20 protein-coding genes, 5 tRNA genes and 1 pseudogene are annotated in these 25,403 nt (G+C 70.9%); 20 read left to right on the top strand and 6 right to left on the bottom strand.

What is annotated here, in order from left to right; all coding sequences use genetic code 11:
- Positions 1-7: 7 nt before the first annotated feature.
- Positions 8-3,781, bottom strand: coding sequence for a sensor histidine kinase (locus AC07FK_RS00820; RefSeq protein ID WP_479101353.1), 3,774 nt, complete (start codon positions 3,779-3,781; stop codon positions 8-10).
- 573 nt (positions 3,782-4,354) lie between these two features.
- Here AC07FK_RS00820 and AC07FK_RS00815 point away from each other — a divergent pair.
- From AC07FK_RS00815 to AC07FK_RS00775, 9 genes are all read left to right on the top strand, one after another.
- Positions 4,355-4,534 (top strand): hypothetical protein, encoded by a 180-nt coding sequence (locus tag AC07FK_RS00815; RefSeq protein ID WP_479101352.1) that lies wholly within the window; start codon positions 4,355-4,357, stop codon positions 4,532-4,534.
- A 98-nt stretch (positions 4,535-4,632) separates the two neighbouring features.
- Entirely contained in the window at positions 4,633-5,421 is a 789-nt protein-coding gene (locus AC07FK_RS00810) for a fumarylacetoacetate hydrolase family protein (RefSeq protein ID WP_479101351.1), read from the top strand.
- The gene (gltX, locus tag AC07FK_RS00805) at positions 5,414-6,898 is read left to right on the top strand and encodes a glutamate--tRNA ligase (RefSeq protein ID WP_479101349.1); all 1,485 of its coding nucleotides are present in this window, start codon (positions 5,414-5,416) and stop codon (positions 6,896-6,898) included. Before AC07FK_RS00810 ends, gltX begins: the two co-directional genes overlap by 8 nt.
- A gap of 63 nt (positions 6,899-6,961) precedes the next feature.
- A complete protein-coding gene (locus AC07FK_RS00800) occupies positions 6,962-7,684 on the top strand; it encodes an HAD family hydrolase (RefSeq protein WP_479101348.1) in 723 nt (240 codons plus the stop codon).
- A gap of 87 nt (positions 7,685-7,771) precedes the next feature.
- A tRNA-Gln gene (locus AC07FK_RS00795) sits at positions 7,772-7,843 on the top strand.
- A gap of 38 nt (positions 7,844-7,881) precedes the next feature.
- Positions 7,882-7,954, top strand: a tRNA-Glu gene (locus AC07FK_RS00790).
- Between the two features lie 63 nt (positions 7,955-8,017).
- Positions 8,018-8,090: transfer RNA gene (locus AC07FK_RS00785), tRNA-Glu, on the top strand.
- 31 nt (positions 8,091-8,121) lie between these two features.
- A tRNA-Gln gene (locus AC07FK_RS00780) sits at positions 8,122-8,193 on the top strand.
- 21 nt (positions 8,194-8,214) lie between these two features.
- Positions 8,215-8,287 (top strand) — tRNA-Glu (locus tag AC07FK_RS00775).
- A 178-nt stretch (positions 8,288-8,465) separates the two neighbouring features.
- On the opposite strand, the gene ndgR is transcribed toward AC07FK_RS00775, so the two are convergent.
- On the bottom strand, positions 8,466-9,185 hold the full coding sequence (gene ndgR, locus AC07FK_RS00770) for an IclR family transcriptional regulator NdgR (RefSeq protein ID WP_028813744.1): 720 nt from the start codon (positions 9,183-9,185) through the stop codon (positions 8,466-8,468).
- 175 nt (positions 9,186-9,360) lie between these two features.
- Here ndgR and leuC point away from each other — a divergent pair, with 175 nt between their 5' ends.
- The 4 genes from leuC (at position 9,361) to AC07FK_RS00750 (ending at position 12,643) form a co-directional block, all read left to right on the top strand.
- Positions 9,361-10,785 carry a 3-isopropylmalate dehydratase large subunit gene (leuC, locus tag AC07FK_RS00765; RefSeq protein WP_479101346.1) on the top strand — a complete coding sequence of 475 codons (1,425 nt, stop codon included), beginning with the start codon at positions 9,361-9,363 and terminating at the stop codon, positions 10,783-10,785.
- Between the two features lie 11 nt (positions 10,786-10,796).
- Entirely contained in the window at positions 10,797-11,390 is a 594-nt protein-coding gene (gene leuD / locus AC07FK_RS00760; protein WP_479102518.1) for a 3-isopropylmalate dehydratase small subunit, read from the top strand.
- 192 nt (positions 11,391-11,582) lie between these two features.
- A complete protein-coding gene (locus AC07FK_RS00755) occupies positions 11,583-11,810 on the top strand; it encodes an SCO5555 family protein (protein ID WP_479101344.1) in 228 nt (75 codons plus the stop codon).
- 143 nt (positions 11,811-11,953) lie between these two features.
- Positions 11,954-12,643, top strand: a complete 690-nt coding sequence (locus tag AC07FK_RS00750) for an HU family DNA-binding protein (protein ID WP_479101343.1) — start codon at positions 11,954-11,956, stop codon at positions 12,641-12,643.
- A gap of 524 nt (positions 12,644-13,167) precedes the next feature.
- Here AC07FK_RS00750 and cofC read toward each other — a convergent pair.
- Positions 13,168-13,831, bottom strand: a pseudogene (gene cofC, locus AC07FK_RS00745) (2-phospho-L-lactate guanylyltransferase); the annotation flags it as partial.
- Positions 13,832-13,995: 164 nt separating this feature from the next.
- Between cofC and AC07FK_RS00740 the strand changes: the two are divergent.
- The 3 genes from AC07FK_RS00740 (at position 13,996) to AC07FK_RS00730 (ending at position 17,064) form a co-directional block, all read left to right on the top strand.
- Positions 13,996-14,748, top strand: coding sequence for a lysophospholipid acyltransferase family protein (locus AC07FK_RS00740; RefSeq protein WP_479101341.1), 753 nt, complete (start codon positions 13,996-13,998; stop codon positions 14,746-14,748).
- Positions 14,745-15,758 (top strand): NAD(P)H-dependent glycerol-3-phosphate dehydrogenase, encoded by a 1,014-nt coding sequence (locus tag AC07FK_RS00735; RefSeq protein WP_479101339.1) that lies wholly within the window; start codon positions 14,745-14,747, stop codon positions 15,756-15,758. Before AC07FK_RS00740 ends, AC07FK_RS00735 begins: the two co-directional genes overlap by 4 nt.
- Positions 15,759-15,906: 148 nt before the next feature.
- Positions 15,907-17,064, top strand: coding sequence for a D-alanine--D-alanine ligase family protein (locus AC07FK_RS00730; RefSeq protein ID WP_479101337.1), 1,158 nt, complete (start codon positions 15,907-15,909; stop codon positions 17,062-17,064).
- A gap of 40 nt (positions 17,065-17,104) precedes the next feature.
- On the opposite strand, the gene AC07FK_RS00725 is transcribed toward AC07FK_RS00730, so the two are convergent.
- Positions 17,105-17,596 (bottom strand): DUF3515 domain-containing protein, encoded by a 492-nt coding sequence (locus AC07FK_RS00725; protein WP_479101336.1) that lies wholly within the window; start codon positions 17,594-17,596, stop codon positions 17,105-17,107.
- A 20-nt stretch (positions 17,597-17,616) separates the two neighbouring features.
- A complete protein-coding gene (locus AC07FK_RS00720; RefSeq protein ID WP_069926747.1) occupies positions 17,617-17,850 on the bottom strand; it encodes an Lrp/AsnC family transcriptional regulator in 234 nt (77 codons plus the stop codon).
- Between the two features lie 206 nt (positions 17,851-18,056).
- Between AC07FK_RS00720 and AC07FK_RS00715 the strand changes: the two genes are divergently transcribed.
- Together AC07FK_RS00715 and thiD are read left to right on the top strand one after the other, a co-directional pair.
- The gene (locus AC07FK_RS00715) at positions 18,057-19,028 is read left to right on the top strand and encodes a thiamine-phosphate kinase (RefSeq protein ID WP_138893995.1); all 972 of its coding nucleotides are present in this window, start codon (positions 18,057-18,059) and stop codon (positions 19,026-19,028) included.
- 37 nt (positions 19,029-19,065) lie between these two features.
- Entirely contained in the window at positions 19,066-19,869 is an 804-nt protein-coding gene (gene thiD / locus AC07FK_RS00710) for a bifunctional hydroxymethylpyrimidine kinase/phosphomethylpyrimidine kinase (protein ID WP_479101333.1), read from the top strand.
- Between the two features lie 102 nt (positions 19,870-19,971).
- On the opposite strand, the gene rpmB is transcribed toward thiD, so the two are convergent.
- A complete protein-coding gene (rpmB, locus tag AC07FK_RS00705) occupies positions 19,972-20,157 on the bottom strand; it encodes a 50S ribosomal protein L28 (RefSeq protein ID WP_003957616.1) in 186 nt (61 codons plus the stop codon).
- Positions 20,158-20,411: 254 nt separating this feature from the next.
- On the opposite strand from rpmB, the gene AC07FK_RS00700 reads away from it, so the two are divergent.
- Both AC07FK_RS00700 and AC07FK_RS00695 read left to right on the top strand, forming a co-directional pair.
- Complete coding sequence (locus AC07FK_RS00700) at positions 20,412-22,049, top strand: DAK2 domain-containing protein (protein WP_479101331.1); 1,638 nt, start codon at positions 20,412-20,414, stop codon at positions 22,047-22,049.
- A gap of 88 nt (positions 22,050-22,137) precedes the next feature.
- Positions 22,138-25,359 (top strand): helicase-related protein, encoded by a 3,222-nt coding sequence (locus tag AC07FK_RS00695; protein ID WP_479101329.1) that lies wholly within the window; start codon positions 22,138-22,140, stop codon positions 25,357-25,359.
- Positions 25,360-25,403: the final 44 nt, after the last annotated feature.

Raw genomic sequence — 25,403 nt, 5'->3', positions numbered from 1 at the left:
GACTCAACTAACGCTCCTGCTGGTGAGTGGGGTCAATGTTGAAACTCCCGGTCGACGAGCCGCTGCCGGCCTGCCGACCCTGCTGGATACCCCGACGAAGATTGGTCAGCCGTCCGCGCACGTCGTCAGGCGCGCGCGAGACCTGCGGACCGGTCTGGTGGTTCTGCTGCTGCGCGGTACCCGGCACCAGATTGGCGCGCGGGACGCGACGCGGCAGACCCGAGGTCGTGACACCGCCGGCTGCGGGCTTCTTGACCCGCTCGGCCTGCTTTACGAGTTCGTCGTTCGGCGAGGTGCGCCAGGCGGCGCCGTTGGTGGCGTTCGTACCGTTGGTGGTGCTGCTCGCGGCACCCGTGTCACGCGCCTGGGCGCGCTGCGGCATCGGAGGGGTGGCGGAGGGCGCTGCAGAGGACTGCTGCGCGGCCCGCCCGGACTGCTGCTGGGGCGCGGGCGCCTGCTGCTCGCCCTGCTGCTGCTGGAACCAGTTCGATTCCAGCGTGTCGAAGAGCGGCGTACGACCGTCCCCCGGACCGGACGCCGGCGGCAGCTCGTGCTGCTGCGGCTGCGGAGGCAGGCTCGCGGCGGGCTGACGCGGCGCGCCGCCGGGGTAACCGGCGTTGTCGCCGCCGTGCCTGCGCGGCGCCGGCGGGAGGGCCTGGGGGCCGCCCTGGTTCTGGCCGGTCTGGTTCTGACCGCCCTGGTTCTGGCCGGTCTCGTACGACCCGCTCTGAGGACGGCCCGGGCGCCTGCCCTGGCCCGGCCCCGTGCCCTGCGGCTGGACCGGCCCGCCGTACGCACCGGCCGGGTCGGCCTGGCGCGGGGCGTTGAAGTCCGGCCGGGGGAGCTGCGCGGTGGACGCGGGGTCCGGGGAGCCGGGCAGCTCGGGCCGCTGGTACTGGCCGGTGTTGCCCTGAGGAACGTCGCCGTGGGGGGCGTTGCCGCGCGGGGCGTTGCCCGTGGGCCGGGCGAACTGGCCCGCGTCCTGCGCACCGCGCTGGCCGGGGCGCTCGTACGAGCCGGTGGTCGCGGGGCCCACCGGGCCGCGCACGTCGGAACGCTCGAACCCGCCGGTGGAGGAGGAGGCGGCCGGTCCGGCCTGCCGGTCCGGCTGGTCGAAGTGGGGGCGCTCGAACTCCGCCGTGGCGCCGGGGCCCTGCCGGGAGGCCAGGTCCGCTTCCTCGTGGCCGCGCGGCTGGTCGGTGCCCCAGCTGGCCGCCTGCGGACGCGCCGGACGCTGCTGGGCCGGGTTGCCGCCGGGCAGTTCGGCGCGCGAGCCGCTCCGACCGGGCTGCTGCGGCTGCTGCGGACGTCCCTGGTCGCCCGGGGCGGGGCTGTTCTTCTGGAAGGCGTTGGGGCGGGCGTCGGGACGCTCGCGGTTCCCGGCCTGCCGGGAGCCGCCGAAGGCGCCCGCGAGACCGCCGCCCTGGCCGGAGCCGGGCTGCCCCTGGCCGGGACCGCCGTCGCGTCCGGGGAGCGCGGCGCGCGAACCGGAGCCCGCGACCTGACCGCGCGCAGCGCCGGGACCGGCCGGAAGCCGCCCGGCCGGAGCGTTGCCGCCGCCGACCGCGCCGGGGCCGGCCGGCATCCGCGCGCCGGGGCCGGAGGGCACCTGCGGCTGAGCGGCGGCGCCGGTCTTGGCCGGAGCCTTCTTGCCGCCCTGGGCGACGTCGACGGGCAGCATGACGAGCGCGGTCGTGCCACCGGAGTCGGAGGGACGGAGCTGGATGCGGATGCCGTGTCGCAGGGACAGGCGGCCGACCACGAACAGACCCATACGGCGCGAGACGGAGACGTCCACGGTGGGCGGCGAGGCGAGGCGCTCGTTGATCGCCGCGAGGTCCTCGGGGGAGAGGCCGATGCCGGTGTCGTGGATCTCGACCAGCACACGGCCGTCGGGCAGCGCGTGACCGGTGACCTTGACCTTGGTCTGCGGGGAGGAGAACGAGGTCGCGTTCTCCAGCAGCTCGGCGAGCAGGTGCACGAGGTCGTTGACGACGCGGCCGGCGACCTCGGTGCCGGGCACCGAGGACAGCTCGATGCGCTCGTACTGCTCCACCTCGGACGCGGCGGCGCGGAGCACGTCGACGAGCGGCACGGGCCGGGTCCAGCGGCGGCCGGGCTCTTCACCGGCGAGAACGAGGAGGTTCTCACCGTTACGGCGCATGCGGGTCGCGAGGTGATCGAGCTTGAAGAGGGAGGACAGCTGGTCCGGGTCGGCCTCGCGCGACTCCAGCTCGGAGATGAGCGAGAGCTGACGCTGGATGAGGCCCTGCGAACGGCGCGAGAGGTTGGTGAACATCGCGTTGACGTTGCCTCGCAGCAGCGCCTGCTCGGCGGCCAGTCGGACCGCCTCGCGGTGCACGTCGTCGAATGCCGCGGCCACCTGGCCGATCTCGTCGCGCGAGTGCACGCCGACGGACTCCACGGACGTGTCGACGTCCTGGGGGTCGGCCTCGGAGAGCTGCTTGACGAGCTCGGGCAGACGGTCCTGGGCGACGCGGGTCGCGGTGTCCTGGAGGCGGCGCAGCGAACGGATCATGGAGCGGGCGACGACGAACGCGCCGACCAGCGAGACGCCGAGGACGAGCAGGATCAGCGCACCGTTGAGGATGGCGTCCTGCTGCGACTCGTTGCGCAGCTCACGGGCCTTCTGCTCCATCTCGTTGAGGAGCGTGGCCTCGATCCGCTTCATCGCCTGGATCTTGGTGGAGTCCGCGTCCGTCCAGTCCATGTACGAGCGCTCTTGCTCGCTCTTGAGCCGCCCCGGGGTCTGGAGCACCCGGTCCGCGTACTTGTTGGCGGCCTCGATCGTGGCGTCGTTGCCGCTCTCCAGCGACGCGGTCAGGTTCTCGTTGTCGCCGACGTAGACCTGGTCGAACTGCTTGAGCGCCGCGATCTCGTTGTCCTGGGCGGACTTGGCGTAGAGGCGGTCGTTCTCGGTGAGCTCGCCGGCCTCGCGGTCGTTCGCCGGCAGCGCGGCGGCGATGATCGCGCGCTGGATGGAGGCGTACTCCTTGGCGGAGGAGAACGCGGACAGCGCACGCGTCCGCTTGATCATCTCCGGGTTGGAGGTCGCCTGCGCCATGTCCTGGGAGAGGCTCAGCAGCGATTCGATCAGCTGGTTGTAGTTGTTGACCGTCTGCGAGTTGGTCGTCTTCTTCTGGTACGCGCCCTCGCGGATCTGGCGGATCGAGTTCAGACGCGACGCGATCTGCTGAAGGCTGTTCCGGATGCTCTGAAGGCTCTCGTCACCGTTCGGCTGGACCTGCATGGTCCCGTCGATGAACGCCTTCTTGGCCCGGTCGGTCTTGTCGCGGGGGCCCTTGACCTTGAAGTCGGCCGGGCTGGTGCCGTTGGCGAGCGGACCGGCCGACCGGTCGCGCTCCGCCTGGAGCGCGTCGGCGAGCTCGGTCGCCTGCTTGGTCATGTCGGTCAGCAGCTGCATGTGCTCCAGCTGCTCCATGTCGTTCATGGACTCGTTGATGCGCAGGCCGCCGAGGGTGGTCGCCGCGACCACCGGCAGAGCCAGCAGCGAGACCAGACGGGTGCTGATGCGCCAGTTGCGCAGTGCTATTCGCGACCCCGTGGCGCCGGGTTCCTTGGCGTGCGTGGGAGCCGCCTGTTCACCGTCGCCCTTGGTCCCGGTCCGCGCGGCACGATCGCCGCCGCCGGCCGAGGCCGGTGCGTGATTCCGGGCGTGCTGGGGCGAGGATCCGCGGTCGGTCCCGCGCGGCTCCTGCTCCGCCGCAGCGCTGCCATCCCTCTTGAAACGTCCCTGCACTAGCGTCGCAACCTCTGGACCAGGCGTTCCTCCGCGCGAACGGCGGAACGGTGTCGAGTCGTGGGGCACCGAGCGGCCCCATGGGTGGTCGTGAGTGACCGGCGCCTCTCCCCTTCCCGCCGCCACTCGGCGCTGCGTTGCGCCCTGCGCGCCGGCTGGAATCTCGCGGCGGTCCGGGGAATTCCAGCACAGTGCCGGATCTCCAACAAGGCCCGCGTGTCGCGCCGCGGCCGCGGTGACACCATGTGAGTGGCGGATCACCTGGTGTAGAACGTGTTCGGGCTGAAAAGGGGCAAAGGTGAGCGAGTCGCTTAGGGGTAGGGGGTGTCCCAGTCCTGATGATCAGGAGCGGAATGGTCGCTTCAGTGGCGCAATGTCCGTTTCTCCCACCTCGGCACGCCGCCCGAAATGCTTGATTTGCCCGCCATCTCGTGAGGAAACTCACACGGCTTTCCCGACTGCTTCACATCTTCGACGGGGATGCGGATGTTTAGCCTGACGCTTTACAGGGATGGCGAAGCCGACAATCACCGCGCCCGAGGGGCGCCCGTACCGACAAGGCATGAACAGCAGATGAAGACCACGACCGCGTCGATGTTCCGCAGCACCGCCAACCCCCGCCGCACCACCCTGGTGCATCTCGCGGACGCCGCGGAGCTGCGTGGGCCGGAGCGGCCCGAGCACCCCGTCGACCTTCCCTCGGAGACGGCCAACCCGCGCCGCACCATCCTCATGGAAGCCCCCGCCGCGTAGCCGGGCACGGCGTTGACACGGGAGGTGGGACGCCTCGGCCGCGTTAGCCTGGGGCGTCAGTCTCCAGCCAGCCAGCAAGTAAGGGGCGGCAGCATCCCGTGCGTATCGCCAGGTTCTCCATCGACGGCAATGTGGCCTTCGGCGCGGTTGACGCGGCCGCCGGCGAACGCGGACCCGACGGTCTCGTCCTCGACATCATCAAGGGCATCCCGTACGCCGACTTCGAGCTCTCCGGCGTCAAGGTCCCGCTGAGCAAGGTCCGCCTCCTGCCCCCCGTGCTCCCCAGCAAGGTCGTGGCCGTCGGCCGCAACTACGCCGAGCACGCGGCGGAACTGGGTCACGAGGTCCCCGACCTCCCCCTCACCTTCTTCAAGCCGTCCACGTCGGTGACCGGCCCCGGCGACGACATCGCGTACCCCTCCTTCTCCAGCGAGCTGCACCACGAGGCGGAACTCGCCGTGGTCATCGGCCGCATGTGCCGCGAGGTCCCGCGCGAGCGCGCCAAGGACGTCATCTTCGGCTACACCTGCGCCAACGACGTCACCGCCCGCGACGTCCAGCAGCGCGAGAAGCAGTGGGCCAGGGCCAAGGGCTTCGACACCTCGTGCCCGCTGGGACCCTGGGTGGAGACCGACCTCGACCCCGCCGACCTGGCCGTCCAGTGCACGGTCAACGGGCAGCAGCGCCAGCTGGGGCGTACGAGCGACATGATCCGCTCCGTCGAGGACCTGATCGTGCACATCTCCGAGGCCATGACGCTGCTCCCGGGCGACGTCATCCTCACGGGGACCCCGGCCGGAGTCGGACCCCTGAACGTCGGCGACGAAGTCGCCGTCACCATCGAAGGCATCGGCACTCTCACCAACAAGGTGATCAAGCGTGGATAGCGCAACCCCGTCTCCCGTCCGTGTACGTTTCTGTCCCTCGCCGACCGGCAACCCCCACGTGGGCCTGGTCCGTACCGCCCTGTTCAACTGGGCCTTCGCCCGGCACAACGGCGGCACGATGGTCTTCCGCATCGAGGACACCGACGCGGCCCGCGACTCCGAGGAGTCGTACAACCAGCTGCTCGACTCGCTGCGCTGGCTGGGCCTCGACTGGGACGAGGGCCCCGAGGTCGGCGGCCCGCACGCTCCGTACCGCCAGTCACAGCGGATGGACGTCTACAAGGACGTCGCCCAGAAGCTGATGGCGGGCGGTTACGCGTACGAGTGCTTCTGCACGGCCCTGGAGCTGGAAGTCCGCCGCGACGCCGCCCGCGCCGCCGGCAAGCCCTCGGGTTACGACGGCACCTGCCGCAACCTGAGCGCCGACCGCATCGAGCGGTACAAGGCCGAGGGCCGCGAGGCGATCGTGCGCTTCCGGATGCCCGACGAGCCGATCACCTTCACGGACCTGGTCCGCGGCGAACTGACCTTCAACCCGGACAACGTGCCGGACTACGGCATCGTCCGCGCCAACGGCGCCCCGCTCTACACGCTCGTCAACCCCGTCGACGACGCGCTGATGGAGATCACCCACGTCCTGCGCGGCGAGGACCTGCTGTCCTCCACCCCGCGCCAGATCGCGCTCTACAAGGCGCTGATCGAGCTGGGCGTCGCCAAGGAGATCCCGCAGTTCGGGCACCTCCCGTATGTCATGGGCGAGGGCAACAAGAAGCTCTCCAAGCGCGACCCCGAGGCGTCCCTCAACCTCTACCGCGAGCGCGGCTTCCTCCGGGCCGGCCTGCTGAACTACCTGTCCCTCCTCGGCTGGTCGATCGCGGAGGACCGCGACATCTTCACGATCGAGGAAATGGTCGCGGCGTTCGACATCAAGGACGTCAACGCCAACCCGGCGCGCTTCGACCTGAAGAAGTGCGAGCACATCAACGCCGAGCACCTGCGCATGCTCCCGGTGGAGGAGTTCACCGCGGCCTGCGAGCCGTGGCTGAAGGCGCCGTACGCGAACTGGAAGCCGGAGTCCTTCGACCGCGCGGCCTTCGAGCGGATCGCCCCGCACGCCCAGACCCGTGTGACGGTCCTGTCCGACATCACGGCCAACGTCGACTTCCTGTTCCTCGACGAGCCGGTCGAGGACGAGGCGTCCTGGGCGAAGGCGATGAAGGGCGAGCCCGTACCGCTGCTCACCACCGCCCGCGCGAAGCTCGAAGCGGCCGACTGGACCAGCCCCGAGTCCCTCAAGGAGGCCGTCCTGGCCGCCGGCGAGGAGCACGGTCTGAAGCTCGGCAAGGCCCAGGCCCCGGTCCGTGTGGCGGTCACCGGCCGCACGGTCGGCCTGCCGCTCTTCGAGTCCCTGGAGATCCTGGGCAAGGAGAAGACCCTGGCCCGCGTCGACGCGGCCCTGGCGAAGCTCACCGCGTAGCAGGCCCCTGCGAAGGGCCCGGAAGCCTCCCCGGCTGCCGGGCCCTTCGCGTACCGTCGGAGCATGCCGATCCGCGCCGTGGTCTGGGACATCGACGACACGATCTTCGGCTACGCGACCGCCGACACGGCGGGCATGCGCGCCCACCTCGCGGCCGAAGGGCTGCTCGACGGGTCCGAGTCCGCCGAGCAGGCTCTCGGCCGCTGGCGCGAGGCCACCGCACTGCACTGGGAGCGGTTCGCCGCCGGGGAGGCCGGCTTCGAGGAGCAGCGCCGGGACCGCGTGCGCTCGTTCCTCGGCAGGCCGCAGATCGCCGACGACGCGGCGGACGCGTGGTTCCTGCGGTACGTCGCCCACTACGAGGCCGCGTGGAAGCTCTTCCCCGACACCCTCCCCGTCCTCGACGTCCTGGCGGCGGACTACCGCCACGCCGTGCTGTCCAATTCCAGCGTGCGCAACCAGGACCGCAAGCTGCGGATCCTCGGGGTGCGCGACCGCTTCGAGGTGCTGCTGTGCGCCGCCGAGCTGGGGGTCTCCAAGCCGGCCGCCGAGGCGTTCCACGCCGCCTGCGAGGCGCTCGCCCTGCCGCCGCACGAGGTGGCGTACGTCGGTGACCAGCCCGACACCGACGCCCGGGGCGCCGTCGAAGCGGGACTGGTCGGCATCTGGCTCGACCGCGGCGGACTGGGCGGACGTCCGGAGCTCGTCCGGATCACCGGCCTCGAGCAGCTACCAGGGCTGTTGCGCGACGATACCCGTTTTGGAGCGCCGTCCACCTTCGGGTAATGTTCTTTCTGCGCCGCCCGAGAGGGCCGAAAGGTCCGGCCGGGAAGCGCAAGCCAAACAAACCCCCACCAGGGGGTTGTGTTTTGGTGGGCTATGGTGTAATTGGCAGCACGAGGGTTTCTGGTTCCCTTAGTCTAGGTTCGAGTCCTGGTAGCCCAGCTCGCAGGAGCTGTTGAAGTACATGCAGTGTCTGCAAGGCCCCCGTTGTGTAGCGGCCTAGCACGCCGCCCTCTCAAGGCGGTAGCGCCGGTTCGAATCCGGTCGGGGGTACAGATCCTTTCTTTCCGTTTCCTTCGGGTCGCTCCCGGATGCAACGACGCGAGGATCGCTAGGGCCCCCGTTGTGTAGCGGCCTAGCACGCCGCCCTCTCAAGGCGGTAGCGCCGGTTCGAATCCGGTCGGGGGTACGGGTTGAAACCGAATTGGTCTAAACCATTTTGGGCTATGGTGTAATTGGCAGCACGAGGGTTTCTGGTTCCCTTAGTCTAGGTTCGAGTCCTGGTAGCCCAGCTCGCAGAGCATATCTGCAAGGCCCCCGTTGTGTAGCGGCCTAGCACGCCGCCCTCTCAAGGCGGTAGCGCCGGTTCGAATCCGGTCGGGGGTACGTATCAAGAAGGCCTCCCGCATCATGCGGGGGGCCTTCTTCGTGCGCGCAACCGCTGGCCCGCGTCGTGGAGTTGCCCGAGGAGTGCCGGGAAAGCCCGCAGGGGCCCTGGCGGCGTGCCAGGGCCCCTGAGCGATGCGTCGGCGCCCTCGAGGCCCCGCGTCCTTCTGGTTCCTTCTCAGCCGCCAGAGCGGCGCAGCGCCTCCGAGAGACGGGCCGCCGAGTCGATGACCGCCTGGGCGTGCATGCGGCCCGGGTGGCGGGTCAGTCGCTCGATCGGTCCGGATACCGAGACGGCCGCGACCACACGGTTGGACGGGCCGCGCACCGGCGCCGACACCGACGCCACGCCCGGCTCCCGCTCGCCGATCGACTGGGCCCAGCCGCGGCGGCGTACGCCGGACAGCGCCGTCGCCGTGAAGCGGGCGCCCTGGAGGCCGCGGTGCAGGCGCTCCGGCTCCTCCCAGGCCATCAGGATCTGCGCGGACGAGCCCGCCTTCATGGTGAGCGTCGAGCCCACCGGGACGGTGTCCCGCAGTCCGGACAGCCGCTCCGCCGCCGCCACGCAGATGCGCATGTCGCCCTGCCGGCGGTAGAGCTGCGCGCTCTCGCCGGTCACGTCGCGCAGGTGCGTGAGTACGGGCCCTGCCGTGGCCAGCAGCCGGTCCTCGCCCGCCGCGGCGGACAGTTCCGACAGTCGCGGACCGAGGATGAACCGGCCCTGCATGTCCCTCGCCACCATCCGGTGGTGTTCCAGTGCCACGGCAAGTCGATGTGCCGTGGGCCGTGCGAGCCCTGTCGCCGCGACCAGCCCGGCGAGGGTGGCCGGACCGGACTCCAGTGCGCTCAAAACCAGAGCTGCCTTGTCGAGAACGCCGACGCCGCTAGAGTTGTCCATGCGTCGATACTCGCGTCTCACTCTGTGAAACGCAAGTTCAATTTTCTCCCGAACTTGCGAATCTGTAGATGAGGCCGCACAACGGCTCAGCAGCCACCGCCCCGTACGGGGGGTCCGGGCGAGGGCGATCCGATCTCTAGATGGGCCGGTGAAGACGCCGGTCGAAGGGAAAGCGATGGGTAGGACACTTGCGGAGAAGGTCTGGGACGACCATGTCGTCAGGCGCGCCGAGGGCGAGCCGGACCTCCTCTTCATCGATCTGCACCTGCTGCACGAGGTGACCAGCCCGCAGGCCTTCGACGGCCTCCGCAAGAGCGGCCGCCAGGTGCGGCGGCTCGACCTCACCATCGCCACCGAGGATCACAACACCCCGACGCTCGACATCGACAAGCCGATCGCGGACCCGGTCTCCCGCGTCCAGCTGGAGACGCTCCGCAAGAACTGCGCGGAGTTCGGCGTACGCCTGCACCCGCTCGGCGACGTCGAGCAGGGCGTCGTCCACGTGGTGGGACCGCAGCTGGGCCTGACCCAGCCCGGCACCACGGTGGTCTGCGGTGACAGCCACACCTCCACGCACGGCGCGTTCGGCGCCCTGGCCTTCGGCATCGGCACCTCGCAGGTGGAGCACGTGCTGGCCACCCAGACGCTGCCCATGGCGCCGCCGAAGACCATGGCCATCACGGTCGAGGGCGAACTGCCCGCCGACGTGACCGCCAAGGACCTGATCCTGGCGATCATCGCGAAGATCGGCACCGGCGGCGGTCAGGGCTACGTGCTCGAATACCGCGGCTCCGCCATCGAGAAGCTCTCGATGGAGGCCCGGATGACCATCTGCAACATGTCGATCGAGGCCGGCGCGCGGGCGGGCATGATCGCCCCCGACCAGACCACGTTCGACTACCTGGAGGGCCGCGACCACGCCCCCAAGGGCGAGGAGTGGGACGCCGCCGTCGCCTACTGGAAGACCCTGCGCTCCGACGACGACGCCGTCTTCGACGCCGAGGTCGTCATCGACGCCGCCGGACTGGCGCCGTTCGTCACCTGGGGCACCAACCCGGGGCAGGGTTCGCCGCTGTCGGCCAATGTCCCCGACCCTGCTTCGTACGAGGACGCTTCGGAGCGCTTCGCCGCCGAAAAGGCCCTGGAGTACATGGGGTTGACCGCCGGGCAGCCGCTGCGCGAGATCAAGGTGGACACCGTCTTCGTAGGTTCGTGCACCAACGGCCGGATCGAGGACCTGCGGGCCGCCGCCGCCCTGATGGACGGCCGCAAAGTCGCCGACGGCGTACGGATGCTGATCGTCCCCGGCTCCGTCCGGGTCGCGCTCCAGGCCATCGAAGAGGGTCTGGACAAGGTGTTCACCGCCGCGGGGGCCGAATGGCGGCACGCCGGCTGCTCGATGTGCCTGGGCATGAACCCGGACCAGCTGGCGCCCGGTGAGCGCTCCGCGTCCACCTCCAACCGCAACTTCGAGGGCAGGCAGGGCAAGGGCGGCCGTACCCACCTGGTGTCGCCGCAGGTCGCCGCCGCCACCGCCGTGCTGGGCCACCTGGCCGCGCCCGCGGACCTGTCCGACGTACCGACGCTCGTGGAGGCCTGATCACCATGGCCATGGAAGCTTTCACCGCACACACCGGCCGGGCCGTCCCGCTGCGCCGCAGCAACGTCGACACCGACCAGATCATCCCCGCCCACTGGCTGAAGAAGGTCACGCGCGACGGGTTCGAGGACGGGCTCTTCGAGGCCTGGCGCAAGGACCCGCAGTTCGTGCTCAACCGCCCGGAGCGCGAAGGTGCCACCGTGCTGGTCGCCGGACCGGACTTCGGTACCGGTTCCTCGCGCGAGCATGCCGTCTGGGCCCTGCAGAACTACGGCTTCAAAGCCGTGATCTCCTCGCGGTTCGCGGACATCTTCCGGGGCAACTCGCTCAAGAACGGCCTGCTGACCGTCGTACTGGACCAGAAGACCGTGGACGCGCTCTGGGACCTGGTCGAGGCGGACCCCACGGCTGAGGTCACCGTGGACCTCGAGGACCGTCAAGTCCGGGCTGGAAGCATTACGGCTGATTTTGAACTTGACGAGAACGCCCGCTGGCGGCTGCTGAACGGTCTCGACGACATCAGCATCACCCTCCAGAACGAGCCGTCGATCGCCGCCTACGAGGTATCCAGGCCCTCGTACAAGCCCAGTACCGTGCAGCTCTGACGCTCTTCCTTCACTCCGTTGCCCCCTGCCGCTCGCGGTGGGGGGCACCGTCATGTTTGGGCCCCAACTCCGGTGGTACGCGAGGAACATGACGACCGTGCCACAGGTGTCCAGGGCTCCTTTAGGACGTCCGGATGCCATTAGTTGCCCCCGCCGGAGGCGACAACTCGCCCCAGATGGCACAATCGGTGCATGGAACGCGACAGCCAACTCGAGCTCTACGAGGCGGTCGCGGGTCGCTTGAAAGAAGCACACACAAGGGTGCGCACACTGCAAGTCCCGGAGGGCGTACGGATGGCGCTGACCCGGAAGCTGCTGGTCATAACGGCCGGGGCGAAACACGATCTCGCCGATACGGCAAGGCGCCTGGACAGGTTGATGAAGGACCTCGACGAGGGTCGATTCCCCGAAGGCGACTGAGGCCTGTGGAACTCCCGCCGGTCTACTTCGTTGCGGCACTAGGGTGATTAGCCCGTTTCGTGTTTGATTTGCGGTATATATCTGCCTAACGTGCGAAAAAGCTTGAACACATTCGTTCTGGCAATGTCTCCGAAGGGGAAGACGTGAACAAGGCGCAGCTCGTAGAAGCGATTGCAGACAAGGTCGGCGGCCGTCAGCAGGCCGCGGACGCGGTCGACGCGGTACTCGACGCGATCGTCCGTGCAGTGGTCGCCGGCGACCGTGTGTCGGTCACCGGCTTCGGATCGTTCGAGAAGGTCGACCGTCCGGCCCGTTACGCCCGCAACCCGCAGACGGGCGAGCGCGTACGGGTCAAGAAGACCTCCGTTCCGCGCTTCCGCGCAGGTCAGGGCTTCAAGGACCTGGTCAGCGGCTCGAAGAAGCTCCCCAAGGGTGGCGAGGTCGCCGTCAAGAAGGCTCCCAAGGGCAGCCTCTCCGGTCCGGCCCCCACCATTGCCAAGGCGGCGGCCAAGAAGGCCGCCACCAAGCGCGCCGCGGCGAAGAAGACGACCCCGGCGAAGAAGGCGGCTCCCGCCAAGAAGACCACCGCCACGGCCAAGAAGGCGAGCCCGGCCAAGAAGACCACGGGCGCCGCGAAGAAGACCACCGCGACCGCCAAGAAGACCACGGGCGCCGCGAAGAAGACGGCCGGCGCGAAGAAGGCCACGCCTGCCGCCAAGAAGACCACCGCCACGAAGACCGCACCGGCCAAGAAGACCACCGCGAAGAAGGCGCCGGCCAAGAAGGCCACGGCGCGCAAGACCACCGCGAAGAAGACCGCCGCCGGGAAGTAGGAGCGGCAGCAAGGAGTCACGCGCCGGGCCGGGCTCCCTCCGGGGAGCCCGGCCCGCGGTGTGCCCAGGCGCCTCGGGGCGGTGCGCCCGGACCGCGGGCCGGGCCCGCCGTGAATCGCGGGCCGGCGCCCGCCGTGCACCGGGCGGGTGCCCCCCTTTACCCACCCCGTCAGCCGTGGCCGGCGCATCCGGGGGCAGCCGTGTGGCCGGAGCCGCCGGGACCATGGAGCTGGACGGCCCTCGGAGGGCTTCCGGGTCCCTCGCGGGCCGCGCGCCCACCTGCGGAGTGCCCTCGCCTCCGCCCCTCAGAAGGTCTGCAGCGTCACCAGGGTGATGCGCAGGTCCGCGCCCTCGCCCTCGCCCTCGATGCGCACCCGCTGGCCGGGGCGCAGCAGCCGCAGGCCGCCCGCGTCGAACGCCGTGGCGTCGAATTCCACCGGGGTGCCGTCGTCGAGCAGCACACTGCCGCTGCGGGTCTCGGAGTCGTACGTGTACGCGGTCGCCTGCATGACGGCAGCGTATCTGCCGGAGACCGCCGCGCTCAGCCGGGCCGTGCGCGGGCCCACGCCGAGCGCCAGCGCCGCCCGCAGATCGTCCCCGGTGTCCACGTCCCGGCGCACGGAATCGACCCCGCCGAGCGGTATTTCCCGGGCGCCGGCGGCCGAATGCCGGGCCCGCGAAGGACCGCCGAAGAACGGCGTCAATTCCACCCCCGGTGCCGCGGAAAGCAGCGTCGTACCGATTCCGGTGGCGTCCGCCAGAAATGCGCGCGGAAATTCGGCCGCGTAATCGAGCACCTGCCGCAATTCCACCGGCCGCAGCGCGGGGAGATCCGCATTCAGCGCCGCGACGGGCGCGCCGGGCCGCAGCGCCCGGACGGTGCGCGCCCCGTGCGCCAGTGCGGCGTTGAGACCGGCGGCCGGGGTGTCCGGCGCGATGCGCGCGCCGAGGGCGGCGAGGGCCGCGCCCGCCGGGCCGTCGTCCGTGACGACCACCACATCCCGTACGGCCGCACAGGCCAGCGCGGCGGCCACGGTGTCCTCGGCGAAGGCCAGAGCCAGCCTGCGGCGCAACGTGTCGCCAGCGGAGGGAGCGAGCCTGCTCTTGGCCAGCAACAGGGGCTTGAGAGGGACGACCAGGGACCAGCGGGCGGTCCGGAGCGTGTTCAGTGGCCAGCCCTCCGTCCAGTGCGCGTCGGGCCCCATTGTGGCCTGCCCGCACGGCGGGCACGGGCTCCGGGGGCCGTGCCGGGGCGTACGGTGTTCTCGACAGACAGGGGACCTGGCGCGACACTTGTGCGGCTGACCAGGCACATGTGAACAAGCAGCCCGGTCCTAGAGGAAGGTGTCCGAGTGTCCCGCCGCAGAATCGGCTTCTGGTACCGCCTGGCAGCGGTCATCGCCAAACCGCCGCTCGTGGTTCTGTTCAAGCGGGACTGGCGCGGAATGGAGCACATTCCGGCCGAGGGCGGATTCATCACCGCCGTCAATCACAACTCGTACCTCGACCCGCTCTCCTACGGCCACTTCCAGTACAACACGGGACGTGTTCCGCGGCTGCTGGCCAAGGCGGGCCTCTTCAAGACCCCGTTCGTCGGGATGATGCTGCGCGGCACGGGCCAGATCCCCGTCTACCGAGAGACCACCAACGCACTCGACGCCTTCCGGGCCGCCGTCGCCGCCATCGAGCGCGGCGAATGCGTCGCGTTCTACCCCGAGGGCACGCTCACCCGCGACCCCGACATGTGGCCCATGGCCGGCAAGACCGGAGCGGCGCGGGTGGCCCTCATGACGAAGGCCCCCGTCATTCCGGTCGCCCAGTGGGGCGCCAACTTGGCGATGCCGCCGTACGCCAAGGAGAACAAGCTTCAGCTTTTCCCGCGCAAGACGCTTCAGGTGCAGGCGGGCCCGCCGGTCGACCTGAACCGGTTCTACGACAAGGAACCGACGCCCGAAGTGCTGCGCGAGGCGACCGAGGCCATCATGGCCGCCATCACGGAACAGCTCGCCGGCCTGCGCGGCGAGCCCGCGCCCGCCCAGCCGTACGACCACCGCATGGCCCGCGCGCAGCAGCGGCGCAAGGCCGAGGGAGAGAACGCGAAGTGACACGCCAGCCGGTCAAGGCGGCCGTATTCGGAACAGGCTCCTGGGGTACGGCCTTCGGCATGGTGCTCGCCGACGCGGGCTGCGACGTGACCCTCTGGGGCCGTCGCGCCGAAGTCGCCGACGCCATCAACAACGGCCGTACGAACCCCGACTATTTCCCGGGCGTCGAACTGCCCGCCTCACTGCGCGCCACCACCAACGCCGCCGAGGCCGCCGAGGACGCCGACTTCACGGTCCTCGCCGTCCCCTCCCAGACGCTGCGCGGCAACCTGGCGGCGTGGGCGCCGCTGCTGGCCGCCGACACCGTCCTCGTCTCCCTCATGAAGGGGGTCGAACTCGGCACCGCCAAGAGGATGAGCGAGGTCGTCGAGGAGGTCGCCAAGGTGCCCGCCGAGCGGGTCGCCGTGGTCACGGGCCCCAACCTCGCCAAGGAGATCGTCGCCCGGATGCCCGCCGCCGCGGTCGTCGCCTGCAGCGACGAGTCGGTGGCCACCAGGCTCCAGTCGGTCTGCCACACGCCGTACTTCCGTCCGTACACCAACACCGACGTCGTCGGCTGCGAGCTCGGCGGCGCCGTCAAGAACGTCATCGGCCTCGCCGTCGGCATCGCGGACGGCATGGGCCTCGGCGACAACGCCAAGGGCTCCCTCATCACCCGCGGTCTCGCCGAAACGACGCGGCTGGGCCTGGCGATGGGCGCCGACCCGCTCACCTTCTCGGGCCTCGCGGGCCTCGGCGACCTGGTCGCCACCTGCTCGTCGCCGCTCTCGCGCAACCACACCTTCGGCACCAACCTGGGCCGCGGGATGACGCTCGAAGAGACCATCGCGGTCACCCGGCAGACGGCGGAGGGCGTCAAATCCTGCGAGTCGGTGGCCGATCTGGCCCGCCGTCACGGGGTCGACATGCCGATCACGGACACGGTCGTCGACATCGTCCACAACGGGAAGCCGCCGATCGTCGCGCTGAAGGAACTGATGTCGCGCAGCGCCAAGCCCGAGCGCCGCTGACCCCTTCCGCACGCACCTCTCGCGCTGCTGCCCGGGCCTCGGGGTGCCGCCGTGGCCTCCGGCCGCCGGCCCCGGAGGAGGCGGGCAGCACGCCGCGCCCGCGCCCGCACTCCCCGGCACCGGATGTGCACGGTACCCTCAACGCGATATGAGCAGCGAGAACCTCCCCCAGAGCCCCGCGCAGGAGCCCCGCAAGCCGCGGGTGGCCGTCGTCTTCGGCGGCCGCAGCTCCGAGCACGCCATCTCGGTCGTCACGGCCGGCGCCGTACTGCGGTCCATCGACCGCGAGAAGTACGACGTACTGCCCATCGGCATCACGACGGACGGCCGCTGGGCGCTGACCGCCGACGAGCCCGACCGGATGGCCATCGCCGACCGGACCCTGCCGAGCGTCGAGGACCTCGCCGAATCGGCCGAGGGCGGCGTGGTGCTCTCGGTCGACCCGGCCAACCGCGAAGTCGTCTACAGCGAGCCGGGTTCGGTGCCCAAGGCGCTGGGCGAGGTCGACGTCGTCTTCCCCGTCCTGCACGGTCCGTACGGCGAGGACGGCACCCTCCAGGGCCTCCTGGAGCTGTCCGGTGTCCCGTACGTCGGCTCGGGTGTGCTCTCCTCGGCCGTCGGCCAGGACAAGGAGTACATGAAGCGGGTGTTCGTCTCCTTCGGGCTGCCGGTCGGCCCGTACGAGGTCATCCGCCCGCGGGAGTGGGAGAACGACCCCTCCGCCGCGCGCAAGAAGATCGTCGACTTCGCCGGCGAGCACGGCTGGCCGCTCTTCGTGAAGCCCGCCCGCGGCGGCTCCTCGATGGGCATCACCAAGGTCGACGACCTCTCCGGCCTCGACGAGGCGGTCGAGGAGGCGCGGCGGCACGACCCCAAGATCCTCGTGGAGTCGCTGTTGCGCGGCCGCGAGATCGAGTGCGGCGTGCTGGAGTTCGAGGACGGGCCGCGTGCGAGCGTGCCGGCCGAGATCCCGCCGGTCACGTCCCACGACTTCTACGACTTCGAGGCCAAGTACATCGACTCGGCGGCCGGCCTGGTGCCCGCGCCGCTGACCGAGGAGCAGACCGCCGAGGTGCGGCGGCTCGCGGTCGAGGCGTTCGACGCGGCGGCCTGCGAGGGCCTGGTGCGCGCGGACTTCTTCCTGCTCGACAGCGGGGAGTTCGTGATCAACGAGATCAACACCATGCCGGGCTTCACGCCGATCTCCATGTACCCGCGGATGTGGCAGGAGACCGGGGTGTCCTACCCCGAGCTCGTCGACCTGCTGATCCAGGCCGCGCTGCGCCGCCCGACGGGCCTGCGCTAGCACACCGCACCGGACAGCCCGCACCGCCCGGTTCCGGGCGCTACAGGCTGTCCGGCACCGTCTTCTTCACCGGCCCCGCGAAGGCCGCCAACGGCGTCACGTCGTGGGCGTACTTCGCGGGCAGGGTCACCTCGACGTAGGCGTCGCGATAGGTCGTGGTGAACCGCGGACTGCCGTCCTCCTGGCGCTCCAGCATCCAGTTGACGCCGTCCGCCTCCACCCCCTTCGACCCCGCGTCGCTCATCTTCCCGGGTCGCGGGACGCCGCAGCGCAGTACGATCGCCGGATCTCCCCACACGGCGGTGAGGTCCGACTCCGGGTCGGCGGTGCGCCGCTCCAGCCCGTCGACGGTCTCCGGCAGCTCACGGTGCAGCGCCCGGCACACCTCGGCCTCTTCCGAGGCCGGGGCGGGAACCGGGACCGCCACGGCGTCGTCCGTGAGGGAGCAGCCGGCGACGGCGAGGAGCAGGGCGGCGCACGAGAGCACCGGGACCGGCGCGTACGACGGAAGCCGACGTGAAGAGGAAGTCACCGGCCAAGAGTAGACGGGGGCTAGATGTGCACGACCGGGCAGGTCAGAGTGCGGGTGATGCCGTCCACCTGCTGGACCTTGGCGACCACCAGCCGGCCGAGATCGTCGACGGTGTCGGCCTGCGCGCGGACGATCACGTCATAGGGTCCGGTCACGTCCTCGGCCTGGATCACTCCCGGAATCTTGCCGATGGTCTCGGCGACGGACGACGCCTTGCCCACCTCGGTCTGAATGAGGATGTACGCCTGTACCACGGAACCTCCAGGGCGGCCACGAGGATCATGTGGGAGATAAAGAGACGCCACCGTATCGCGTCGTCGCGGGAAGCGGGGAGACCTGCGCGGCCGTCGGCGCACGGAGCGTGGCGTACGGGAGACCAGAAGTTGACGTATGTGTTGACGGTACCTACAGCAGTGATGGCTCGCGACCGCAAGCGCACTGGGGCAGAAGGGGCACATCCATGAAGGGCACTGTGGGCGAACTGGGGGAGTTCGGGCTCATCCGAGAGCTCACCTCCCGGCTCACCTCCACCCCGGCGGTTCGGCTGGGGCCCGGCGACGACGCCGCCGTCGTGGCCGCACCCGACCGGCGGGTCGTGGCGAGTACGGACATCCTGCTCGAAGGACGCCACTTCCGGCGCGACTGGTCGACGGCGTACGACGTGGGCCGCAAGGCGGCGGCCCAGAACCTCGCCGACATCGCCGCCATGGGGGCCGTGCCGACCGCGCTGCTCCTGGGCCTCGTCGTCCCGGCCGAACTCCCCGTGAGCTGGCCGACCGAGCTGATGGACGGCATCAGGGACGAGTGCGCGGTCGCGGGCGCCGCCGTCGTCGGCGGTGACGTCGTACGCGGCGAGACCATCACCGTGGCGATCACCGCCCTCGGCGACCTGCGCAACCACGAGCCGGTGACGCGCTCGGGGGCGCGGCCCGGCGATGTCGTGGCCGTCACCGGCTGGCTGGGCTGGTCGGCGGCCGGCCTCGCCGTCCTCTCGCGCGGCTTCCGTTCGCCGCGCGCGTTCGTCGAGGCGCACCGGCGACCCGAACCGCCGTACCACGCGGGCCCCGCGGCGGCCGGGCTCGGCGCCACCGCCATGACGGACGTCAGCGACGGGCTCGTGGCCGACCTCGGGCACATCGCCGAGGCCAGCAAGGTGCGCATCGACCTGCGGTCCGGGCTCATCGACATCCCCACGCAGATGTCCGACATCGGTCAGGCGGTCGGCGTGGACCCCCTCCAGTGGGTGCTGACCGGGGGAGAGGACCACGCGATCGTGGCCACGTTCCCGCCGGACACGAAGCTGCCCGCCCGCTGGAAGATCATCGGCGAGGTCCTCAACCCGTCGGCGCTGCCGCAGGTGACGGTCGACGGGGCGCCGTGGACCAGCAAGGGCGGCTGGGACCACTTCGGCGACATCGAGACCGGTCCGTAGGTCCGCTCCGGACCCGGCGCGTACTAGATTCGCCCGTATGCGAATACTTCCCTGCGTTCTCACCGTCGCCGGATCGGACTCCGGCGGCGGTGCCGGCATCCAGGCCGACCTCAAGACGATGCTGGCCCTCGGCGTGCACGGCATGAGCGTGCTCACCGCGGTGACGGCGCAGAACTCCCTCGGTGTGCAAGGCGCCTGGGACCTGCCGGTGGAGGCCGTGCGGGCCCAGTACCGCAGCGTCGTCGACGACATCGGCGTCCAGGCCGTGAAGACCGGGATGCTGTCCTCCGCCGAACTCGTCGAGACGGTCGCGGAACTGCTCGCCGGCACCGGCGCCCCGGTGGTCGTGGACCCCGTCGGCGTCTCCAAGCACGGCGACCCGCTGCTCGCCGCGTCCGCCCTGGACTCGGTGCGCACGAAGCTGCTGCCCACGGCGACCGTCGCCACCCCGAACCTCGACGAGGTGGCCCAGCTCACCGGCGTACGGGTGGAGTCCGAGGCCGGACTGCGGCGAGCGGCCGGCGCGCTTCTCGAATTCGGTCCGCGCTGGGTCCTCGTCAAGGGCGGCCACCTGCCGGGCGACGCGGTCGACCTGCTCACGGACGGCGCCGAGGAGCACTGGCTCCGCGCTCCCCGTCACGACAACCGGCACACGCACGGGACCGGCTGCACGCTGGCGTCCGCGATCGCCTCGGGCCTCGCGAAGGGCCTCGACGTGCCGCAGGCAGTGTCCGCCGCCAAGGAGTACGTGACCGAGGCGATCGCCGCCGGGTTCGCGCTCGGGGCCGGGATCGGGCCGGTGGACCACGGCTGGCGTCTCAGGAACAGCCCCGCGGTCTGACGCCGGCCGCGGCGCACGCGCGCGGGTACAAAAAAGAACCGGCCCACCACGAGGGTGGACCGGTTCTCAAGCAACCAGCTAGGTGGCCGCGCTTCGCATACGTCAGCGCGAGACCTTGCCGGCCTTGATGCACGAGGTGCAGACGTTGAGCCGCTTCGGCGTCCGACCGACCACTGCACGCACGCGCTGGATGTTGGGATTCCAGCGACGGGACGTACGGCGGTGCGAGTGCGAAATGTTGTTGCCGAAGCCCGGCCCCTTGCCGCAGACGTCGCAGTTGGCAGCCACGGGTCACTCCAAAGACTTCAGATGCACTTACAGTGGATCCCGGCATGCCGGGATCGAAGAATCGAGTGGCGTAGCCGGGGGAATGTCCCGATTCTCATCGGGCAACCGGAGCAGCATACATCGCCTGCTCCCGTAGAACGAAACTACCACGGTCGCGGAGGCTCCCCGTCCCGTCCCCCTGGTCCGCCCCGGCGCCCGGGCGGCGCACCGCGCGACTACCCTGCGGTGCAACCCGCTCTCAAGGAGGACGCCAGGTGCCGCAGACCCTCGACGCCGTCGCGGTACGCACCTGGTGCTCGCTGGCCCTGGAGGCCCTGGGCCGAGCCCGCGAGGAGATCGACGCGATCAACGTCTACCCGGTCGCGGACGGGGACACCGGCACCAATCTCTACCTGACCGTGGAATCCGCCGTGCAGGCCGTCGAGGCGGTCTTCACGGCCCACGAGACGGTCACCGCCCCCGAGGCGTCCGTGCCGGCCCTCTCGGACGCGGTACGCGCCATGGCGCACGGCGCGCTCATCGGCGCCCGGGGCAACTCCGGAACCATCCTGGCCCAGCTGCTGCGCGGCATGGCGCAGGTGCTCTCCGGCCGGGCGGCGGACGCCGAGGCCCTGCGCCGGGCGCTGCGCGCGGCCGCCGAATCGGCGTACCAGGCGGTCGCGCACCCGGTCGAGGGCACCGTCCTCACCGTCGCCACGGCGGCGGCCGAGGCCGCCGGGCGGACGGGCGGGAACACCACCGAGGTGGTGCGCGCGGCGTACGAAGGGGCGCGCACGGCGCTAGACGCCACCCCGCGGCAGCTGGCGGTCCTCGGCCGCGCGGGCGTGGTCGACGCGGGAGGCCGGGGCCTGGTCGCCGTGCTCGGCGCGCTGGTCGAAGCCGTTTCGGGGGAGGCCGTCGCCGTACGCAAGCGGGAGGCGCCGGCGCCGCTGCCCGTGGACGACTGTCCCGCGGACGCGGAGTGGACGGACACGGCCGGGGAGGGCGGCCCGGCGTTCGAGGTCATCTACCTGCTGGAGGCCGACGACGCGGCGGTGGCCCGGCTGCGGACCCGGCTCGACGGGCTGGGGGACTCGCTGGTGGTGGTCGGCGGCGACGGCCTGTGGAACGTCCATGTGCACGTGGACGACGCGGGCGCGGCGGTGGAGGCCGGAGTGGAGGCCGGCCGCCCGTACCGCATCCGCATCACGCACTTCGCCGCCGACCGGGCCGCCCCGCCCCGTCAGCGGGCCCAGCGGGCCGTCGTCGCCGTCGTCCCCGGAGAGGGACTCGCCGGCCTCTGCGAGGAGGCCGGCGCGACCACCGTGCTCGCGCGCCCCGGGGAGCCGCCGGCGAGCGGCGAGCTGGCGGAGGCGATCCGGCGCGCGCACGCCCGTGAGGTCGTCCTGCTGCCGAACGACGCCGACCTGCGGCACACGGCGGCGGCCGCCGCCGAGCAGGTCCGCACCGAGGGCGTACGGGTCGCCCTGATCCCCACCCGCGCGGCGGTCCAGGGCATCGCGGCCCTCGCCGTCCACGAACCGGAGCGGCGCTTCGACGAGGACGTCGTCGCGATGACCTCGGCGGCCGGCGCCACGCGCTACGGAGAACTCGCCGTCGCCGAACGGCAGTCGTGGACGACGGCCGGCATCTGTCAGGCGGGTGACGTGCTCGGCCTGATCGACGGCGACGTGGCGGTGATCGGGTCCGACCTGACGGCGGCGGCCCGCACGGTCCTGGACCGGATGCTGGCGGCCGGCGGCGAGATGGTCACGCTCGTCCTCGGCGGGGAGGCGCCGGCCGGCCTGGCGGAGTACCTGGAGTCGTACGTACGCGAGTCGCACCTCGCGGTCGACACGGTGACGTACGACGGCGGCCGCCAGTCGTCCCCCCTGCTGATCGGCGTCGAGTAGCGCCTTCCCGGCCGCGTCCCGCCGCGCGCGGGACGGCTCCGGCGGGGGAACGTCGCCCGTTGTCAGTGGCGTGGTGTGCAATGGATCCGTGCCCGCGCTCGACGAACCACTCAAGAAGACGCTCGGCGGCACCACCGCGAAGGTGATGGCCGAGCACCTCGACCTGCACACGGTCGGTGACCTGCTGCACCACTACCCCCGGCGGTACGCCGAGCGCGGCGAGCTGACCCAGCTCGCCGACCTGCCGCTCGACGAGCACGCCACCGTCGTGGCGCAGGTCGCCGACGCCCGCGTCCTGCGGTTCAACAACGGCAAGGGGCAGCGCCTGGAGGTCACCCTCACCGACGGCAGCGGACGGCTCCAGCTGGTCTTCTTCGGCAAGTCGATCTACCACCACCAGAAGGAACTGCTGCCCGGCCGCCGGGGCATGTTCTCCGGCAAGGTCGGCATGTTCCGCAACATCCGCCAGCTCTCCCATCCGGCCTACGAGATGCTCGGCAAGGACAGCGGCGCGGACGCCGTCGAGGCGTGGGCGAACCAGCTGATCCCGCTCTACCCCGCCTGCGCCCAGATGGAGAGCTGGAAGATCGCCAAGACGGTCGACGTGGTCCTGGCCTCCATGGAGGCCACCGGCTGGCAGGAGATCGCCGACCCCCTGCCGCCCTCCCTGCGCGAGGGGCGGGGGCTGACCGACCTGCCCGACGCCTTCCGCAAGGTCCACCGGCCGCGCACCAAGGCGGACATCGCCGAGGCGCGGGACCGGCTCAAGTGGGACGAGGCGTTCGTCCTCCAAGTCGCGCTCGCACGTCGCAGGTTCGCCGACGCCCAGCTGCCCGCCGTCGCCCGCAGGCCCGTCCCCGGCGGCCTGCTCGACGCCTTCGACGCCAAGCTCCCCTTCACCCTCACCGACGGCCAGCAGCGCGTCTCGAAGGAGATCTTCGACGACCTGGCCACCGAGCACCCCATGCACCGTCTGCTCCAGGGCGAGGTCGGCAGCGGCAAAGCGCAGCCGCTCGATGCGATGGTTCTGACCCCGCAGGGATACCGGCCCATGGGGGATATGGCCGTAGGCGACACCGTGGTGGTCCCCACTGGTGAGCTGGCCGTGGTGGACGGGGTCTTCCCGCAGGGCGAACGGGAGGTGTGGCGCATTGTGCTGTCCGACGGCACGGCCGTCGAATGCGACGATGAGCACCTTTGGATCGTGGGCACCAGCTGCGCCTGGGACCGCGGACAGACACCGAAGGTCATGACGACACGCGAGATCCGGCAGGACACCCACAAGGCGAACGGTCATTCCAAGTGGTACATCCCTCCGGCCGCCCCAGTCGACCTCGCCAGCGATGCGGAACCCCCTCTCGATCCCTACCTTTTCGGTCTCCTCTTGGGGGATGGCTCATTCCGTCACAACCTGAGGCTGTCCACGGCCGATGACGAGATCCTCGCTGCTGCCCGTGCGGCCGTTACCCCGGAGTGTGAACTCCGACCAGTGCCCGGATCCCGGTGCGACTACACGATCCAGATGGCTGCGGCGAAGGGTGGGACACGCAGGAATCCGGTGATCAGCGCCCTTCGGTCCCTGGGGTTGTGGGACATCACATCGCACGGAAAGTTCATCCCGGCTGTCTTCAAGAACACGACGATCAAGAACCGCCTGGCTGTTCTGCAGGGTCTGCTGGACACCGACGGCACCGTGCCGTCCAGCGGCATGAACGTCTCGTTCTGTTCCGCGTCGAGACAACTGGCGGACGACGTGGCCTGGCTTGTGCGTTCCCTCGGTGGCAGGGCCAGGGTGCTGCCGAAGAAGGCCGCCTTCAGCGTGTCGATCGCCCTCCCTGACTCGTACGCGCCGTTCAGGTTGGGGCGTAAGGCGGTGCGCGTGCAGTCCAGGCCGAAGTGCAACACCTTCCGGCGTGGAATCCGCGCAGTGGAGTACGTCGGGCGGAAAGCAGTTCAGTGCATCAGCGTTGCTCATCCGACTCATGCATACGTGACAGACCACTTCACCGTGACCCACAACACCATGGTGGCGCTGCGCGCGATGCTCGCCGTGGTCGACGCGGGCGGCCAGGCCGCGATGCTCGCGCCCACCGAGGTGCTCGCCCAGCAGCACCACCGGTCGATCACCGAGATGATGGGCGAGCTGGCCGAGGGCGGCCTGCTCGGCGGCGCCGAGCAGGGCACCAAGGTCGTGCTCCTCACCGGCTCCATGGGCATGCCCGCCCGCCGGCAGGCCCTGCTGGACCTGGTCACCGGGGAGGCGGGCGTCGTCATCGGCACGCACGCGCTGATCGAGGAGAAAGTGCGGTTCCACGACCTCGGCCTGGTCGTCGTCGACGAGCAGCACCGCTTCGGCGTCGAGCAGCGCGACGCCCTGCGCTCCAAGGGCGCCCAGCCCCCGCACCTGCTCGTGATGACGGCCACCCCCATTCCGCGCACCGTCGCGATGACCGTCTTCGGCGACCTGGAGACCTCCGTCCTCGACCAGCTCCCGGCCGGCCGCTCGCCCATCGCCACCCACGTCGTCCCGGCCAAGGACAAGCCGCACTTCCTCGCCCGCGCGTGGGAGCGCGTGCGCGAGGAAGTGGAGAACGGCCACCAGGCGTACGTCGTCTGCCCCCGCATCGGAGACGGCGAGGACGACCCGAAGCGGGCCGGGAAGAAGGCCGCGGCGGCCGACGAGGACCCCGAGAAGAGGCCGCCGCTCGCCGTCCTGGAGATCGCCGGGCAGATCGCCGCGGGCCCCCTCGAGGGACTGCGCGTCGAAGTCCTGCACGGCCGGATGCAGCCGGACGACAAGGACGACGTGATGCGCCGCTTCTCCGCGGGCGAGGTCGACGTCCTCGTGGCCACCACCGTCATCGAGGTCGGCGTGAACGTCCCCAACGCCACCGCCATGGTGATCATGGACGCCGACCGGTTCGGGGTCTCGCAGCTGCACCAGCTGCGCGGCCGGGTGGGCCGCGGCTCGGCCCCGGGGCTGTGCCTGCTGGTCAGCGAGATGCACGAGGCGAGTCCGGCCCGGGCCCGGCTGGCCGCCGTGGCCGCCACCCTCGACGGCTTCGAGCTCTCGCGCATCGACCTGGAGCAGCGCCGCGAGGGCGACGTGCTGGGCCAGGCCCAGTCCGGCGTCCGGTCCTCCCTGCGGATGCTCGCCGTCATCGACGACGAGGAGGTCATCGTGGCGGCCCGCGAGGAGGCCGCCGCCGTCGTCGCCGCCGACCCTGAGCTCGAACGGCTCCCGGAGCTGCGCACCGCCCTCGACGCCCTCCTCGACAAGGAGAGGGAGCAGTACCTCGACAAGGGCTGACAATGGGGGCAGCAGCATCAGCGCCACCCCCGCCCCAGCCCCAC

The sequence above is a fragment of the Streptomyces sp. NPDC046122 genome, assembly GCF_056429965.1.
The sequence above is the reverse complement of the archived record's forward strand: the minus strand, read 5'-3'. Positions and strand labels throughout refer to the sequence as shown.

Coding starts and splice junctions, on each gene's coding strand:
- AC07FK_RS00815 (WP_479101352.1), top strand. CDS start 4,355: ATGAAGACCACGACCGCGTCGATGTTCCGCAGCACCGCCAACCCCCGC.
- AC07FK_RS00800 (WP_479101348.1), top strand. CDS start 6,962: ATGCCGATCCGCGCCGTGGTCTGGGACATCGACGACACGATCTTCGGC.
- ndgR (WP_028813744.1), bottom strand. CDS start 9,185: ATGGACAACTCTAGCGGCGTCGGCGTTCTCGACAAGGCAGCTCTGGTT.
- leuC (WP_479101346.1), top strand. CDS start 9,361: ATGGGTAGGACACTTGCGGAGAAGGTCTGGGACGACCATGTCGTCAGG.
- leuD (WP_479102518.1), top strand. CDS start 10,797: ATGGAAGCTTTCACCGCACACACCGGCCGGGCCGTCCCGCTGCGCCGC.
- AC07FK_RS00755 (WP_479101344.1), top strand. CDS start 11,583: ATGGAACGCGACAGCCAACTCGAGCTCTACGAGGCGGTCGCGGGTCGC.
- AC07FK_RS00730 (WP_479101337.1), top strand. CDS start 15,907: ATGAGCAGCGAGAACCTCCCCCAGAGCCCCGCGCAGGAGCCCCGCAAG.
- AC07FK_RS00715 (WP_138893995.1), top strand. CDS start 18,057: ATGAAGGGCACTGTGGGCGAACTGGGGGAGTTCGGGCTCATCCGAGAG.
- thiD (WP_479101333.1), top strand. CDS start 19,066: ATGCGAATACTTCCCTGCGTTCTCACCGTCGCCGGATCGGACTCCGGC.